Source organism: Ensifer sp. GW823-FHT05D09, assembly GCF_058795755.1.
Genome location: NZ_JBXAIA010000002.1, coordinates 239,083 through 254,901, shown reverse-complemented (window position 1 = coordinate 254,901; position 15,819 = coordinate 239,083). Strand labels below are relative to the sequence as shown.

At 61.4% G+C, this 15,819-nt stretch carries 16 protein-coding genes; 1 reads left to right on the top strand and 15 read right to left on the bottom strand.

Features of this window, described 5'->3' with window-relative positions; all coding sequences use genetic code 11:
• Positions 1-20 precede the first annotated feature (20 nt).
• Genes AC1Q80_RS06950 through yajC form a run of 3 tightly spaced genes read right to left on the bottom strand, consistent with a single transcriptional unit; the run spans position 21 to position 3,365 of the window.
• Positions 21-407, bottom strand: coding sequence for an Mth938-like domain-containing protein (locus AC1Q80_RS06950; RefSeq protein WP_077498256.1), 387 nt, complete (start codon positions 405-407; stop codon positions 21-23).
• Position 408: 1 nt separating this feature from the next.
• Positions 409-2,979, bottom strand: coding sequence for a protein translocase subunit SecDF (gene secDF, locus AC1Q80_RS06945; RefSeq protein ID WP_492359991.1), 2,571 nt, complete (start codon positions 2,977-2,979; stop codon positions 409-411).
• Between the two features lie 50 nt (positions 2,980-3,029).
• Positions 3,030-3,365: a preprotein translocase subunit YajC gene (gene yajC, locus AC1Q80_RS06940; protein ID WP_173419886.1), complete on the bottom strand. Its 336-nt coding sequence runs from the start codon at positions 3,363-3,365 to the stop codon at positions 3,030-3,032.
• 239 nt (positions 3,366-3,604) lie between these two features.
• On the opposite strand from yajC, the gene AC1Q80_RS06935 reads away from it, so the two are divergent.
• Entirely contained in the window at positions 3,605-4,474 is an 870-nt protein-coding gene (locus tag AC1Q80_RS06935) for an ATP-binding protein (RefSeq protein ID WP_173419885.1), read from the top strand.
• A 22-nt stretch (positions 4,475-4,496) separates the two neighbouring features.
• Here the strand turns inward: AC1Q80_RS06935 and AC1Q80_RS06930 are convergent, their stop codons facing one another.
• From AC1Q80_RS06930 to nagZ, 12 genes are all read right to left on the bottom strand, one after another.
• Positions 4,497-6,050 (bottom strand): peptidoglycan DD-metalloendopeptidase family protein, encoded by a 1,554-nt coding sequence (locus tag AC1Q80_RS06930; protein WP_492359990.1) that lies wholly within the window; start codon positions 6,048-6,050, stop codon positions 4,497-4,499.
• Between the two features lie 151 nt (positions 6,051-6,201).
• Complete coding sequence (locus tag AC1Q80_RS06925; RefSeq protein ID WP_173419883.1) at positions 6,202-6,846, bottom strand: biotin biosynthesis protein BioC; 645 nt, start codon at positions 6,844-6,846, stop codon at positions 6,202-6,204.
• Positions 6,847-7,241: 395 nt separating this feature from the next.
• Positions 7,242-7,895, bottom strand: coding sequence for a protein-L-isoaspartate(D-aspartate) O-methyltransferase (locus AC1Q80_RS06920; RefSeq protein ID WP_077498262.1), 654 nt, complete (start codon positions 7,893-7,895; stop codon positions 7,242-7,244).
• Positions 7,892-8,662 (bottom strand): 5'/3'-nucleotidase SurE, encoded by a 771-nt coding sequence (gene surE, locus AC1Q80_RS06915; RefSeq protein WP_209792312.1) that lies wholly within the window; start codon positions 8,660-8,662, stop codon positions 7,892-7,894. Before surE ends, AC1Q80_RS06920 begins: the two co-directional genes overlap by 4 nt.
• Before the next feature lie 16 nt (positions 8,663-8,678).
• A complete protein-coding gene (serS, locus tag AC1Q80_RS06910) occupies positions 8,679-9,962 on the bottom strand; it encodes a serine--tRNA ligase (RefSeq protein ID WP_492359989.1) in 1,284 nt (427 codons plus the stop codon).
• Positions 9,963-10,009: 47 nt separating this feature from the next.
• Entirely contained in the window at positions 10,010-10,852 is an 843-nt protein-coding gene (tatC, locus tag AC1Q80_RS06905) for a twin-arginine translocase subunit TatC (RefSeq protein WP_173419880.1), read from the bottom strand.
• On the bottom strand, positions 10,849-11,529 hold the full coding sequence (gene tatB / locus AC1Q80_RS06900) for a Sec-independent protein translocase protein TatB (protein WP_492359988.1): 681 nt from the start codon (positions 11,527-11,529) through the stop codon (positions 10,849-10,851). The genes tatC and tatB overlap by 4 nt, the downstream gene beginning before the upstream one ends.
• Before the next feature lie 74 nt (positions 11,530-11,603).
• Positions 11,604-11,810, bottom strand: a complete 207-nt coding sequence (locus AC1Q80_RS06895; protein ID WP_025426854.1) for a twin-arginine translocase TatA/TatE family subunit — start codon at positions 11,808-11,810, stop codon at positions 11,604-11,606.
• Between the two features lie 95 nt (positions 11,811-11,905).
• Positions 11,906-13,018, bottom strand: a complete 1,113-nt coding sequence (locus AC1Q80_RS06890) for an ABC transporter ATP-binding protein (RefSeq protein ID WP_173419878.1) — start codon at positions 13,016-13,018, stop codon at positions 11,906-11,908.
• A gap of 87 nt (positions 13,019-13,105) precedes the next feature.
• Positions 13,106-13,834, bottom strand: a complete 729-nt coding sequence (gene scpB, locus AC1Q80_RS06885) for an SMC-Scp complex subunit ScpB (protein WP_209792306.1) — start codon at positions 13,832-13,834, stop codon at positions 13,106-13,108.
• A complete protein-coding gene (locus tag AC1Q80_RS06880) occupies positions 13,827-14,645 on the bottom strand; it encodes a segregation and condensation protein A (protein ID WP_077498269.1) in 819 nt (272 codons plus the stop codon). Before AC1Q80_RS06880 ends, scpB begins: the two co-directional genes overlap by 8 nt.
• An 84-nt stretch (positions 14,646-14,729) precedes the next feature.
• Positions 14,730-15,746 carry a beta-N-acetylhexosaminidase gene (gene nagZ, locus AC1Q80_RS06875; protein ID WP_492359987.1) on the bottom strand — a complete coding sequence of 339 codons (1,017 nt, stop codon included), beginning with the start codon at positions 15,744-15,746 and terminating at the stop codon, positions 14,730-14,732.
• Between the last annotated feature and the right edge of the window lie 73 nt (positions 15,747-15,819).

The window sequence follows — 15,819 nt, the reverse complement described above, 5'->3', positions numbered from 1 at the left end:
CAAGTCTTCCCTGGCCGAGATCAGACGGCAATCAGCGCGACGGCAACCGCCCGCGCTTCGGCCAGCATCACATTGTAGGTTCTGACGGCGGCCCCTGTGCTCATCGGATCGGAGGAGATGTTCAGCGCACGCAGGGCGGTCTTCAGCTCGGCCGGCAGCGGGCGGATGTCACGGCCGGTGCCGACGAGCAGCACTTCGATATCGCGCGCCTCGTCCAACACGCGCTGGAACTTTTCAACCGCCAGCGGATCGCCCTCTGCAACATCCCATGCATAGACGCCCGAAGGCAACATCAGCACGGAGCCGCGATGCGACATGTCGGCAAAGCGAAAGCCGCCATTGCCATAGGCATCGATCGGGGCACGCCCCGGAAAATGCGCTTCGCGGATTTCGATACCCCTTGGCATTTCAGACTGAACCCTTTGCCGTTTGCGCCGCCCCGGCGCCCGGGCCGGAGACGTTCTCCCCACCCTGGAAATGGTCCGTCCGCTTGCGGAAGAGGATGAGGATCGGACCAGCGATATAGATCGAAGAGATCGTGCCGACGATGACGCCAAACAAGAGGGTAACGCTGAAAGAGCGGATAAGACCACCACCGAAGAGGTAGAGCGCCGTCAGCGCCAGCACCGTCGTCAGCGCCGTCAGGATCGTGCGTGACAGTGTCTGGTTGATCGAAGCGTCGATCAGCACCGAGAGCGGCATCTTCCTGTAGCGGCCGAGGTTCTCGCGGATGCGGTCATAGATCACGACGGTATCGTTGAGCGAATAGCCGATGATGGTCAGGACAGCGGCGATGCTGCCGAGATTGAACTCGATGCCGGTCACCACAAGGAAACCGATCGTCAGCAGTACGTCGTGCAGGGTCGCGACGATCGCACCCAGCGCGAATCGCCACTCGAAACGCAACCAGACATAGAGCAGGATCGCGACGAAGGAGACGGCAAGACCAGTCGTTCCCGCACGGGTCAATTCGCCCGATACCACCGGACCGACAACCTCGACGCGCTTGAAGGCATATTCGTCACTGAGTTCCGCCCGGATGACGCCGATCGCCGTCTGCTCGGCGTTGTCGCCGGCCTCCTGCGACGGCACGCGCACCAGGACGCCGTTGCCCGAGCCGAGATGCTGCACCTGCACTTCGCCCAGGTTCAACTCGTCAAGCCGCACGCGCAGGTCGGCAATATCGACGTTGCCGGCCTTGCTTTCGAGCTCGATGATTGAGCCGCCCTTGAAGTCGACACCCAGGTTGAGACCGAGAGTGCCAAGAAGCAGGACGGAAGCAACCGACAGCGCCGCCATGACGATGAAGACCGGGTTGCGGATCGCCATGAAGCGGATGTCGAGATCGCTGAAGCGTCCCGTGCGAATACCCTTCGGCAGATGCTGCGCCTTCCAGCCGCGCAGCCACGCCTTGGCGATCCTGCGTGTGACGGTATAGGCGGTAAACAGCGTGGTGAAACTACCGATTGCCAGCGTAACCGCAAAGCCTCGAACCGGACCGGACCCGAGGTAGAAGAGGATCGCCCCTGCGATCAGCATCGTCAAATTGGCATCGAAAAGGCTGCTGAAGGCACGCGCAAAGCCTTTGTTGACCGATTGAACCAGAGGCTGCCCACCCCGCGCCTCTTCGCGAATACGCTCGTAGATCAACACGTTGGAGTCGACGGCAACGCCAATGGTCAAAATGATTGCGGCAATGCCCGGCAATGTCAGCGTCGCACCGGTTAGTGAAAGGACTGCGATGATCAGGATCAGGTTCACCGCCAGGGCAGCAACGGCGAAGATGCCGAAGACGCCGTAGAAGAAGACCATCGATGCAGCAACGGCAACGGCGGCGACGAAGCCGGCCTTCAGACCGTCGCCGATCGCATCATCGCCAACGCCTGGCCCGACGGTCCTCTCTTCAACGACCGTCAAAGTCGCCGGCAGAGGTCCGGTCCTGACCAGCGCTGCGAGATCGCCGGCGCCTTCCTCCGGCAGATCGGCGGCAATGATTGCCGTATCGCCCTTCACGGCGTTGCCAATCATTGGTGTCGCGACGACCTGATCGTCGAGAATGATCGCAACCTTCTGGTCGGCGCCCTTTGCCTGAAGGGCGGCGACACGACCGGTCGCCGCGGGCGTCAGCTTGATGGCAACCGACGCCTCGGCGCTTGTCGCGTCGATCTGCGGTTCGGCGCTGGTGAAATCTTCCCCCGACAGCAGCGGTGTCTTTTCGATGAGATAGGGGATCGGTGGATCGTCGAAGGAATACAGAACTTCGTTGCCGACCGGCGGCTGCGCATCGACGGCCTGCTGCACGGGCACGGTCACGTTCAACATCTGAAAGGAAATGCGGGCGCGCTGGCTGAGCAGGTCCTTCAGGCGTTGTGGATCCGCCAGACCCGGAACCTGAACGATCAACCGGTCATCGCCTCGGCGCTGAAGCAAAGGTTCTGCTACCGCGACTTCGGCGATCCGGCGCCGAACGACATCCATGGCCTGGCCCAACGCCTGCGACATGCGGTAGTCGATGCCTTCGTCGCTCAGGCGAAGGCGGATCAGATCGTCTTCTTCGGCGCTGTCGAAAGCAAGTTCGGTGATTTCGTCGTTGACCAGTCCACCGGTTTCCACCGGAACCATGAGCGGAGCAAGTGCGGCACGCGCTGCCGGCAATTTAGCCCGGTCACGGACCCGCAGCGATATCAACTGCCCTTCGCCCGACAGGCCGATATAGGCGATGTCGGCATCGCGCAGCGCTTTGCCGACATCATTTGTCACCGCTTCAAGCCGTTCGGCGAGGATGTCCTCGCGCGAGGCCTGCAACATGAAGTGAGAGCCACCCTGGAGATCGAGCCCCAACGCCACTTGGCGATGCGGGAGCCACGAAGGCAGCGCATCAGCCTGTTCCTTCGTCAGGAAATTCGGCATCGCAAACGCGATGCCCAAAAGCACTGCCAGCCAAACAAGAGCGCTCTTCAACGGCTTCAGATTGGACATGCCTCAAACGCTCCGCTTCCCGGATGCTCCCGGATATGGCTGGACTGGAATTATTCCTTTACGGGTTCGCCCTTGACGCGAACTTCCGATACGCCGCCGCGAATGACGCGGATCTTGACGCCTTCGGCGATTTCGACTTCCAGTTCGCTGTCGTCGACAACCTTCGTCACCTTGCCGACGATGCCGCCGCCAGTCACGACCTGATCACCGCGACGGATGTTCTTCAGCAGTTCTTCGCGGCGCTTCATCTGAGCGCGCTGCGGACGAATGATGAGGAAATACATGACGACAAAGATCAGCAGGAAAGGCAGAATCGACATAAGAATGTCCGCACCGCCGGTCGACGGGGCGGCGGCTGTCTGCGCAAAAGCTTCGGTAATGAACATCGATCACTCCTTGAGTTCAAAATATGCGGCGGTTCCTCCGCGCCAAATCGGCCGGAATATAAGGGCGCGCAGCCGCAATGCAAAGCGACGGCACCCGTATCCGATCCAGTGCCTCTGACATAAATTCCGCAAGAGGAGAACCCCCCCTCCCACCCGGTGCGGCCTTTTCCAGCGCAAACCTGCGTGCTACTCGGTTAAACCGAAGCCAAGTGACTGATTCAGCAAGCGGAGATGGACCGATGGGTGAAACAAAGATCGACGTTCTCATCAAGGAAATGCAGAAGCTTTCCGCGGCGATTGAGCGCATCGCCGGCCCCGCTGCCGCCGCCAACGATTGGGACGCCGCCGAGTGTTTCGTCTGGGCGCCGGCAACGCACCATCTGCAGCCGGTCAAGAGGCCGAACCGCATCGAGCTGTCGCTCATTACCGGCGTCGACCATGTGCGCGACATCCTGGTCGACAACACGCTGCGTTTTGCCGAAGGTTATCCGGCAAACAACGTGCTTCTCTGGGGCGCGCGCGGCATGGGAAAATCGTCGCTCGTCAAATCCGTCCATGCCCAAGTCGCCCGCGATACGGGCGTTGCCGTCAAGCTGGTGGAAGTTCACCGCGAGGACATCGCCACGCTGCCGGCACTGATGGACATCCTGAAGTCGGCTCCCGTTCCGGTGATCGTCTTCTGCGACGATCTTTCCTTCGACCACGACGACACGTCCTACAAGTCGCTGAAAGCCGTGCTCGATGGCGGCGTCGAAGGGCGGCCGACCAACGTGCTGCTCTACGCAACATCGAACCGACGTCACCTCCTGCCGCGGCACATGATGGAAAACGAACAGTCGACCGCCATCAATCCGTCAGAGGCAGTCGAGGAAAAGGTATCGCTTTCGGATCGTTTCGGCCTGTGGCTCGGCTTCCACAAATGCAGCCAGGACGACTACCTGGCGATGATCGACGGCTACGCGGGCCATTACGGCATTGCGGTCGACAAAGACGCCTTGCACGCCGATGCGCTGGAGTGGTCAACGACGCGGGGAGCAAGGTCCGGCCGCGTCGCCTGGCAGTTCATTCAAGATTTGGCCGGCCGTCTGCGCCACCGGCTGGACGGCTGATAGCAACTCGCGTGCTATCGGCCTACTCGAGGAAGGTCGCCGGGTTCACCGCGCTGGCGTTCTTGCGCACTTCGAAGTGGACCTGCGGCTGGCTTGCCCGACCGGTCATGCCGGAAGCGGCAAGGGTCTGGCCACGCTGAACCTTCTGGCCGCGCTGGACCTTCAGCTCGGACGCATTGCCGTAGACGGTGACAGTGCCATCGTCGTGACGAATGAGGACAGCGTTACCCAGTTCCTTCAGGCTGCTGCCGGAGTAGATGACCACACCGTTTTCGGCAGCCTTGATCGGCGTGCCCTCGGGCACGGAAATGTTGATGCCGTCGTTGCGATTGCCATCAACATTGGCGCCATAGCCGGCAACAACTGCACCGCGAACCGGCCAGCGATACTTGCTGATGCCCGTCGACTTCGGCGATTCCTCGTCAACGTCGGGATTCTTGCTGGCGACTTCGGATACGCTTTGCTTGGCCACCGGCGGCTGGTACTCAGCGGGCTTGTTCTTGTCGAGCGAGGCGACCTGGCCTTCGGCCTTCTTCGGAACGGAAGCCGTCTTGACCTGGTCCGTGGCAGCGCCTGCGGCACCCGGCACTTTCAAAGTCTGGCCGACGCGGATCGATTCTGCCGTCAAGCCGTTGGCCTGCTTGAGCGCCCCGACTGAAACACCCGTTGCCTTGGCAATGCGGTTGAGCGAGTCGCCCGGCTTGACGGTGTAGGAACCCTCACCACCACCCTCGCCCGTCGAGGAGACCTTGCCTGCTGCCACATCGGTCTTGCCCTCGCTCTTGTCGCGGGACTGCGACTGGCCGGGCAGGATCGCGACGTCGCGCTGGTCAGTCGGCAAGGGCGACGGCTGCCGCTTGCTGCCATCAACGTCGGTGAGCGTGTTGGAGGCGGCAGCCTTCGCGGCACTGCTTGCAACACCGAAGGTCGGGATGACGAGGCGCTGACCAGGCTCGACCTGACCTGCAGTCTTCAAACCGTTGGCCTTCAGGATTTCCTTTTCAGGAACGCCGAACCGCTTGGAGAGAATGGCAACGCTGTCGCCCTGGCGGACCATGACGGAAGGCGCGTTCTGCGTTGTCCAACCGCTCTTGCTCGCCGTTTCGTTGGCGGCGGCCGGCAATGCCTGCCGCGTCGCCGCGGACGCCTGCTCGACCTGGCGGGCGGCCGGGAATGGTTGCGGATCGGCAACGCGGCTCGCGCTTGACGTCGGATCAGCGAGCGTCGAGCGCTGCACATTGATCGGTGTCGAGGCAGCGCGCGCGGTGGACATCGGCGTCGATGACGTATTGACCGGATCGTAGGCGCCGTTTGCCGATGGGTAGGGCTGCCCGAGCGCCGAGTTGCGCGTGTCGGCCGGTGAAACGACCGCCATCTGGCCGTTCGCGACATCGCCGCGCGGCACGGGGGTCGTATTTCTCTGGATTGAGTTGGTGGTCAAGGCGTCCGACCGCGAGAACAAACCGTCGAAACGGCTGGCGTCGGAGCTGCAGCCGGTGGCAACACCTGCCAACAGGACCGCTGCACACAGGCGGATCGTGGACTTTCCAACCTTGGGAGATACAAACTGACGCATGACGCTTACCCACTCCGAACGCAACTCGATGTGGGTTTATTAAAGCGTATTAGAGTTACCGCGCGGTTAAGGTCAGCACCACCAAAGCCCTAGTTTGACAGAATGCTAACCATAGAACGATGCGCAGCGCGCCAACGAGCGCACAGTGAACCTAGATCAGTTCGGAATAAAGGCGCTCGATCTCCGAGACGGCACGCCGCTCGGTTGGCTCGTCCTCATAGCTGATGCTTGTCAGGTCCCAGGCAAAGATCTGTCGTCCCGCCGGTACCGCCGGCACTTCCGACAGCGCGGTCTTGTCTTCCTCGAGAAGCACGCTCACCAGCGTCTGGAAAGTCGTCTCCGCCTCGAGGCCACTTGCCTGCTCGTATTCGAGCGAGCGCAACCCGGCGACAGCCGCCTCACGTGTCCCGAAATAGCGCAGGCTGTTCTGGTCTTCCGAACGCAGGCCATCGTAATACTCGATGAAGCCCTTGTAGTAGTCGCGATGGTCGCCGGTCTCGAGAAACTTTCCAAAGGCCTGGTACTCTCGCAAGGCCAGCTGCGGCGACAAGCGGTTGTTCCATTCGTCGCGCGTCAGCGCGGGCTGCCCATCGGAGGACTTCCTGTTCTGGCTGAGGTAGAGCAGCGCATCGGCGGAAAGCGAAATGCGCGGCGTCGGATCGAAAAAGGTGGCCTGCATGGCCTGCGCAGCACTCTCGTCCTTGCCACCGGCAGCGGATTGTCCAGCCGCACGACCGGCAAGATTGCCCAATCCGTCGCCTGATGTGGCAGCCGTCAGCCTGTTCGCAATCTGCATGTGCCGTCTCCGTCAACCGCACGACCAGATCACCTTTCCGAACCGCATAGAAATTCAGCGACTCGCAAGGCCAGACCTTTCGTGCAGCCGAAGGCGTATGGCGCGAAGCTTGCGCGAAACTGGAGGAATTAGGATTTTGTTAACCAGCGACCGATTGAGCAGGCAAATGTCTGCACCGTGTCGCGCGGCCACGGCGATCGCCACCGGACTGCGCTCTAACGCGCCTGTCTCGTCGAGACATCACAATCCATGAACTTGGCATTGCCGCGCTACGTAGCAGGCCAATCCCTCGGCAGAATTGTGATCGGGGTCGGGTTCAGACTGTCGTTGAGACGGGCAGCCCTTGGCCGCAAAGATCAACTGGCCGCATCGATCCGCTCAAGCGGCCTGCGGGCCTAGAGGTAAGACGCCAGTTGCGTCACGATCGGAATGTAAGGCGCGTCGAACAGATCCTCGCGGTCGAAACGGCTGCCGGTGCGGCTGACACGAACCACCCGACAATGCGTTTCGCTCATCATGATCGGAACCACCAGTGTTCCTCCGGAAACGAGGTGGTCGGAGAACATGCGCGGCAGACTGTTGAAAGCAGCGGTAATCAGGATGCGGTCGAACGTACCCTCGCCCGGCACCCCCGCGCTGCCATCGGCCTGGCGGACGATGACGTTGCGAACGCCCGATTTTTCCAGGTTCTTCTGGGCGGTGGCGACAAGCGTCTGATAGCGATCGATCGTCAGCACGCGCTCAGCAATGCGCCCCATCACCGCAGCGGTAAAGCCGCTGCCGGTGCCGACTTCCAGAATACGCTGGCCGGACTTGAGATTGAGGCAATGCAGCAGCCGGACGGCGAAGTCATATCCTTCCATGAACGAGCCACAATCGAGCGGGATCGTTCGCTGGGAGTAAGCGTCCGCCTGGAATTGCGGAGGTGTGAAATGGCCGCGTTGCGTCTGCTCGACCGCGTTCAGTAGGCTCTGGTTGCTGATACCCTCACCGCGAAGCCGCAGGACCATCGCAGCAAAGCCTTCCTGTTCCGAAACACGTCCGCTCAATCGACGGCCCCTTCGCTCAAGGCTCGCGCTAAGCGATCCTGCACAGTGTAGTCGGTCAGATCAAGCTTCAGCGGCGTCACCGAGATCCGGTTTTCCCGAAGGGCGTGGATGTCGGTACCGGCGCGGAAATCGCCGAAACGCTCGCCAAAGCGCAGCCAGAAGTAAGGAAACCCACGGCCGTCAGAACGCTCGTCAATCGTCAAGCCGAAATCGAGCTTGCCTTGCGAGGTTACCTCCGTGCCGGCGACAGCGTCGGCAGAGCATTTCGGGAAGTTGAGGTTAAGCAGCGTTCCATCAGGCAGGTCAACCGCCAGTAGAGTTCGGATCAACGCAGGCGCATGGCGCTCGACAACATCCCAGGCAACCGCCTCGCCGACGACGTGGCTGTAGGCCTGGCTGAGCGCCATCGAGCGAATTCCCTGCAGCGTTCCCTCGATCGCACCGGCGACGGTTCCGGAATAGGTCACGTCATCCGCCATGTTCGCGCCGATGTTGACACCCGAGAGCACGAGATCCGGCTTGCGGTCCAAAACCTTGCGCACTGCCATGATGACACAATCCGTCGGCGTGCCCCTCAGCGCAAAACGCTTCTCGGAGATCTGGCGCAGGCGCAAAGGTTCAGACAGCGTCAGCGAATGGGCAAGACCGCTCTGATCCGCTTCGGGCGCCACCACCCAGACATCATCGGAAATTGTCCTCGCAATCCGCTCGAGGACCGCAAGGCCCTCGGCGTGGATGCCGTCGTCGTTTGTCAGCAGGATCCGCATTGCGACTTCTTTCCCGTCAGGCAGCTTTTTCGATACGCGTCTGGCCGCCCATATAGGGAAGCAGGACATCGGGCACCGAAACCGAACCGTCGGCGTTGAGGTAGTTTTCGATAACGGCAATCAGCGCCCGGCCGACCGCGACACCGGACCCGTTCAGCGAATGAACGAACTTCGTGCCCTTGTCTTCCTTGTTGCGGTAACGCGCATTCATGCGCCGCGCCTGGAAATCGCCGCAGACCGAGCAGGACGAAATCTCCCGGTATGTATCCTGGCCCGGAAGCCAGACCTCAAGATCGTAGGTCTTGCGGGCGCCAAAGCCCATGTCGCCGGTGCAAAGCGTCATCACGCGGTAGTGCAGCCCGAGGCGCTTCAACACCTCTTCGGCACAGGCGGTCATGCGCTCATGCTCGGCAACGGATGTCTCCGCATCGGTGATCGACACGAGTTCGACCTTGTTGAACTGGTGCTGGCGCAGCATGCCACGCGTGTCACGGCCCGAAGAACCGGCCTCCGAACGGAAGGACGGCGTCAGCGCCGTGAAGCGCAGCGGCAGTTTTTCGCCGTCGAGAATCTGCTCGCGAACGATATTGGTCAGCGGCACCTCGGCAGTCGGAATCAGCCAGCGGTCATCGGTGGTGCGGAACAGGTCTTCGGCAAATTTCGGCAATTGCCCGGTGCCGTACATCGCATCGTCGCGCACCAGCAACGGAGGCTGAACCTCGGTATAGCCGTGCTCCTGCGTGTGCAGGTCCAGCATGAACTGGCCGAGCGCGCGCTCGAGCCGGGCGAGCTGCCCCTTCAGGATGGTGAAGCGCGATCCGGCAATGCGCGCGGCGCCCTCGAAATCCATCAGGCCGAGCGCCTCGCCGACTTCGAAATGTTCGCGCGGCTGGTGATTCCAGGTGGGCTTGGCGCCGACGACGCGCGTCACGATATTGTCCGCCTCGTCCGAACCGACAGGGACATCGTCGAGCGGAATGTTGGGCAGGCGTGACAGGGCGTCGTTCAGTTCGGCTTCGACCTGGCGGCTCTCTTCCTCGAGGGCCGGCATGGAATTTTTCAGCTCGGCCACTTCGGCCTTCAGCTTTTCCGCAAGCTCACTGTTCTTCTGCGCCATCGCCGCGCCGATATCCTTCGATGCGGCATTGCGGCGCGATTGCATGTCCTGCAGCGACTGAAGGATCGTGCGGCGACGTTCGTCTACGGCGATCAGAGACGCGGACGATGGTTCCGCGCCCCGCTTGGCCAGGGCGGCGTCCAGCACATCGGCATTCTCACGGATCCATTTGATATCAAGCATTGTCGTTCCACGCGTTTTTCAGGTCACGGCGCGGAACCGTCGAATGCTCAGCCCTGGGCGGGGCCAACCTCTTCGGAAGTTTCTTCCTGCGACTGGGCGGCCTCGCGCTGGAGCGCATCCGCTGCCCGTCGTCTTTCGACGAGTCGCGCCATATGGATCGAAATTTCGTAGAGAAGGATGGCCGGCAGTGCAAGGCCGATCTGGGAAACCGGGTCCGGCGGCGTCAGGACGGCCGCGACGACGAAGGCGATCACGATTGCGTATTTACGCTTCTCGGCAAGCCCTTGGGCAGTGACGAAGCCCACACGCGCGAGAAGCGTGGTGATCACCGGCAGCTGGAACACGAGACCGAAGGCAAAGACCAGCGACATGATCAGGCTCAGATATTCCGAAACCTTGGGCAGAAGCTGGATCGCCACATGGCCTTCGTCAGCGCCCTGCTCCATCGCCAGGAAGAACCACATGACCATCGGCGTGAAGAAGAAATAGACCAGCGCGCCGCCAAGCAGGAACAGAAGCGGCGAAGCGATCAGGAACGGCAGAAATGCCGCGCGTTCGTTCTTGTAGAGGCCCGGAGCAACGAACTTGTAGATCTGCGACGCGATAACCGGAAAGGCGATCACCAAGGCACCGAACATCGCCACCTTGATCTGGGTGAAGAAGAATTCCTGAGGCGCCGTATAGATCAGCTCGACATTGCGTTGATCCATCCCTGCCCAGGCAACCGCCCATTTGAACGGCAGAACCAGCAGGTTGAACAGACCCTTGGCAAAATAGAAGCAGACGAGAAAGGCGACGAAGAACGCGCCGACGGCCCACATCAGCCGCTTTCTGAGCTCGATCAGATGCTCGATCAGCGGCTGCGGCCGGTCCTCGATATCGCCGCTCATGCGTCACCTTTCTTGCGCGTTGCCGCGCGTGTCTTTTGTGTTTTTTCTTTAGCCGGTTCGGCCTCGACCTTCGCAGGTTTCTTGGCGGCAGGTTTCTTGGCCGCAGGCTTCGCGGGTGCAGCCTCGACCGCTGCGACCTTCACGGCAGAAGCCTTCTTGGGCGATGTTGTCTCAGCTTTCGCCTTCGTTGCCCGCTTTGGCTTTGCTGCCGGCTCAGCCGCATCGGCGCGCTGCATCTGCCGGCTGGCGGAACCGATTGCCGCTGCCGCAACGCTATCTGCCGGCTTTGCCTCAGGCGCAGCGACGACAGGAGCATTCACCGGCTCTGCGGAAGTGGCTGCTGGCTCTGGAGAAGGAACCGACGGCTTGTCCGGCGAAGCGGCCTTCTGGAGATCGGATTTGATCTCGTTGCCAATCTGGCGCAGCGGGTTCATGGCATCGCGTAGCGCATTCGCCGGATTGAGGCTTTGCGCATCGCTGATCGTCTTGCGGACATCTTCAAGATCCGCCTCGCGCAGCGCCTCATCGAATTGCTGACGGAAATCAGAGGCCATGCCGCGCAACTTCGACGTCATGCGGCCAAAGGCCCGCAACATCGGCGGCAAATCCTTCGGTCCGACAACAACGATCAGTACGATGGCAATGACGACTAGCTCGGTCCAGCCGATATCAAGCATTCGATATGTCCTGCAAACCCGTGATGCGGCCGGCCGGGACGAAATCCCAGCCCGGCCCTATCGATGCTCGATCTCTAGCGAACTTCGTCAGACTTGTGATCGACAGTCTTGCCGTCGAGCGGCTTGTCAGCAGACGCGACGTCATCGTCGTTCATGCCCTTCTTGAAGCTCTTGATGCCCTTGGCAACGTCGCCCATCAGTTCCGGAATCTTGCCGCGGCCGAACAACAACAGCACCACGACAAGAACGATCAGCCAGTGCCAGATACTAAAGGAACCCATGCGTATTCTCCCTCTGAGCCTTCCCCGAATTCAGGCCCTATTCGCGTGTCAATTTTCAGGCGCGCCACCAGCACAGCCCGTTTTCGCCACAGACCCTAAGATGTCGGAACATCTTTTTCAAACAGCAATATATCCCGCTCGTTAACTGAAAGCATTACATCGCGCAATCCTTGCGGCAATTGGTCCGCCCGGATGCGCGCGCGCACCGTCCCGTCGCAGCCCGGCACAGCCAGCTCGAGCAATTCGACGACTCCGATGAAACGACGCGACACGATCCGTGCCTGTATATCGCCCTCGTCCTCACCGACATGCAGGCCCGAAAGTCGCACCGCTACGGAAAGAAGCTGCCCGTCGCGATATCTGCCGGCATCCACGCCCCCCAGCGGCGTGTCGACGCGGCCGTTTCGAACCTGCGCGTCGAACACATTGATTTCAGAGAAGAAACCGGCGGCGAAGAGGTCCCTTGGCTTGCGATAAAGCTCGTCGGCCGTACCGACCTGGACCAGGCGTCCATCCTTGAGCAAAGCGATCCGGTCGGCCATGCGCATCGCTTCCTCGGCATCATGTGTGACGACGATCGCTGTGGCTCGGGTCTCACGCAGGATGGCGAGCGTATCGGCACGGATCGAATCCTTGAGCCTTGAGTCGAGCCCCGAAAAAGGTTCATCCATCAGCAACACGGCAGGCCGTGGCGCGAGCGCACGGGCAAGGGCGACGCGCTGCTGCTCGCCACCTGAAAGCACATGGGGATAACGGTCGGCATAATGCGACAAGCCAACCCGCTCCAGGGCCGCATCGGCCTGTATCAGCCCCTCCCTCTTGGGAAGGGCGGTCAGCCCAAAGCGAACGTTGTCGCGGATGGTCATGTGCGGAAACAGCGCAAAGTCCTGAAACATCAGCCCGACGCCGCGCTTTTCCGGCGGCAGGAAGATCGATGGGCCGGAAATCTCTTGCCCGTTGAGCAGAAGGCGACCGGCGCTTTGCATCTCGATGCCGGCGGCAATCCGCAACAGCGTGGTCTTGCCGGAACCGGAGGGGCCGAGCAGGCACAGGACCTCGCCGGCCTTTGCCGCCAGACTGACGCCCTTGATCGTCTCCTTGGAATGATAGCTGTGGTGGATATCCTCGAATGTCAGGCTCGCCGCGAAAGATACGCCCGCCGTCCGTCGCGTTGCCATGACGGGCACGTGCTGCGTATCTGAAACCATGCTGCGTATTCCTTGACACCGGTGGCACCGCAGCGATCGTGCCGGGTGCAGGCTCGACGGAGAAAGCCGATATCTCCAATCAGGTTTTTAATCGGCCTCTTCGCCCTTCGGAGTCAAGAGCCCCAGTTCTTCCAGATCGAGCTGGGTGATCGGATCTTCGTTTTCCGCCAGGTCATCATCGCCCACCGGCACGGGTATATGCAGATTGGACGGAATGCGTCCGGACAGAAGCCCCGCCCCCTTCAACTCCTCAATCCCGGGCAGATCGCGCAGTTCCTCCAGGCCGAAGTGGTCGAGAAAATCGCGCGTCGTTCCGAAGGTGACGGGACGCCCAGGCGTTCGCCGGCGGCCGCGGAAGCGGACCCACCCCGCCTCCATCAACACATCGAGCGTACCCTTGGACGTCTGCACACCACGAATGTCTTCAATCTCGGCACGGGTGACCGGCTGGTGGTAGGCGATAATCGCCAGGACTTCGAGCGCGGCGCGCGACAGCTTGCGCACCTCCTGCTCGTCGGTCTGCACGACGAAAGACAGATCGGCGGCAGTCCGAAACGCCCAGTGATCGGCCACCTGCACCAGATTGACGCCGCGGCTGGCATAAAACGCCTTCAGCCGCGCCATGATGCGTGGGACATTGGTGCCGCCCGGCAGGCGGCTGGCAATGTAGGTCTCCGAGACCGGCTGAGCCGAGGCAAAGACCAGCGCTTCGGCAATCCGTTCGGCTTCCCGCTCCGTTCGCGGATCAAGCAGCGGTCCGTCGCTCTCGCTCTCGTCTTCGTCCAGGCGGGGCAAATATTTCTGCGGCTCAGCCACGGGCTGCCTCCATGTCGGCAAGCGTTGCGGCATCGATCGGGTTTGGCCCGCGCCGCAGATAAATCGGCGCGAATGCTTCCTCCTGGCGGATTTCCAGGCGTCCCTCGCGCACCATTTCCAGCGAGGCCGCAAACGAACTGGCGATAGCCGTCGCGCGCTCTTTCGGCGTCGTCATGTAACGCAGAAGGAAGTGATCGAGTGCGGTCCAGTCATCGAGATGACCGATCATGCGCGCCAGGATCAGTCGCGCATCGGCAAGCGACCAGACATGGCGTTTTTCGATCGTTACCTGCGTAATCGCCGTGCGTTGCCGCAAGCCTGCATAAGCCGTCAGCAGATCATAGAGCGAAGCGTCGTAGTCCGACTTCCGCTCGGTGACGATATGCTCCGGCGCACCCCGGACAAAGACGTCGCGGCCGAGGCGGTTTCGATTGATCAGCCGGGTGGCGGCCTCGCGCATCGCTTCGAGGCGTTTCAGCCGGAACGCCAGCGCCGAGGCCATCTCCTCGCCCGAAGGGCCGTCGTCTTTCGCTTGTTGCGGGATCAGCAGCCGCGATTTGAGATAGGCAAGCCAAGCCGCCATCACGAGATAGTCGGCGGCCAGTTCGATGCGAATGCTGCGCGCGCGCTCGACAAAGGCGATGTATTGCTCCGCCAGTGCTAGCACCGAGATGCGGGCAAGATCGACCCGTTGGCTGCGGGCGAGATGGAGAAGCAGATCGAGCGGGCCTTCAAAGCCGGCGATGTCTATGACAAGCGCCTCTTCGTGCAGCCCCCGCTCCGCGGTCTCGTCCTGCCACAGGGGATCCATCGGCGCTTTCGGCCCGGACCTTCCCTGTTTTTCGCCCGCACTACTCACGACAGCCCGATCCTTTCCCGCCGGCCGTACCCGTCCTCAAACAGTTGCGAACAGACCGTTGAACTCGGCCCGCAGTTCCTGTTCGTTCGCATCGTCGGGCTTGCGGAAGGCGGCCTCTGCGGCCCTTGCCCTGCTCAATGTCTCTCCGGCCAGAACCGGGACGATATCCGCCACAGCCTTCATCTCGTCCATTATGCCATGACAATGCAAGACAAGATCAAGCCCGGCGTCGATGATGTTGCGCGCGCGGGTCGACATGTCGCCCGCCAGCGCGTTCATCGACACGTCGTCGGACATCAACAACCCGTCGAAACCGATGTGGCCGCGGATAATTTCACGCACCACCTTGGCGGACGTCGTTGCCGGATTGTCCGGATCGATCGCCGTAAAGACCATGTGCGCCGACATGGCCATGACCTCGTCCTTCATGGCGATGAAGGGCAGGAAATCGCTTTTGGCGAGTTCCTCGAATGTTTCGCTGACGACAGGCAGGCTGTGGTGGGAATCGACGAAGGTGCGGCCATGGCCAGGCATATGCTTCATCACCGGCAGCATGCCACCGGACTTCAGGCCCTCCGCCATCGCCCGGCCGATCGCCGTCACGCTCTGCGGGTCGTGTCCATAGGCGCGATTGCCGATGACATCGTGACTGCCGGGAACCGGAACGTCGAGTACCGGCAGGCAATCGACGGTGATGCCGAACCGCATCAGATCAAAGGCGTGAAGCCGCCCCATCAGCCAGGCAGCCCGCAGGCCGCCTTCCGTATCGCGGCGGTAGATTTCACCGATCGCGGCACCGTTCGGGTACTGCTGGACAAGCGGCGGCCGGATGCGCTGGACGCGCCCGCCTTCCTGGTCGATCAGCACGGGTGCCGCCGGATTGCCGATACTATCTCGCAAGGCTGCGACCAGATCGGAAATCTGCTGTTCTTCACCGATGTTGCGACCAAAGAGGATAAAGCCCCAGGGACGCTCGCCATCAAAGAAGCTGCGCTCTTCGCCCGAAAGCGAAAGACCTTTGCAGCCGGAGATAAATGCTTTTGATTCGCTCATCCCAAAAGCATAGTGCGCCACTTGCCGGCCGCGAAGCGAGAATAATCATCAGTGTACGTCATGCACAGACTAC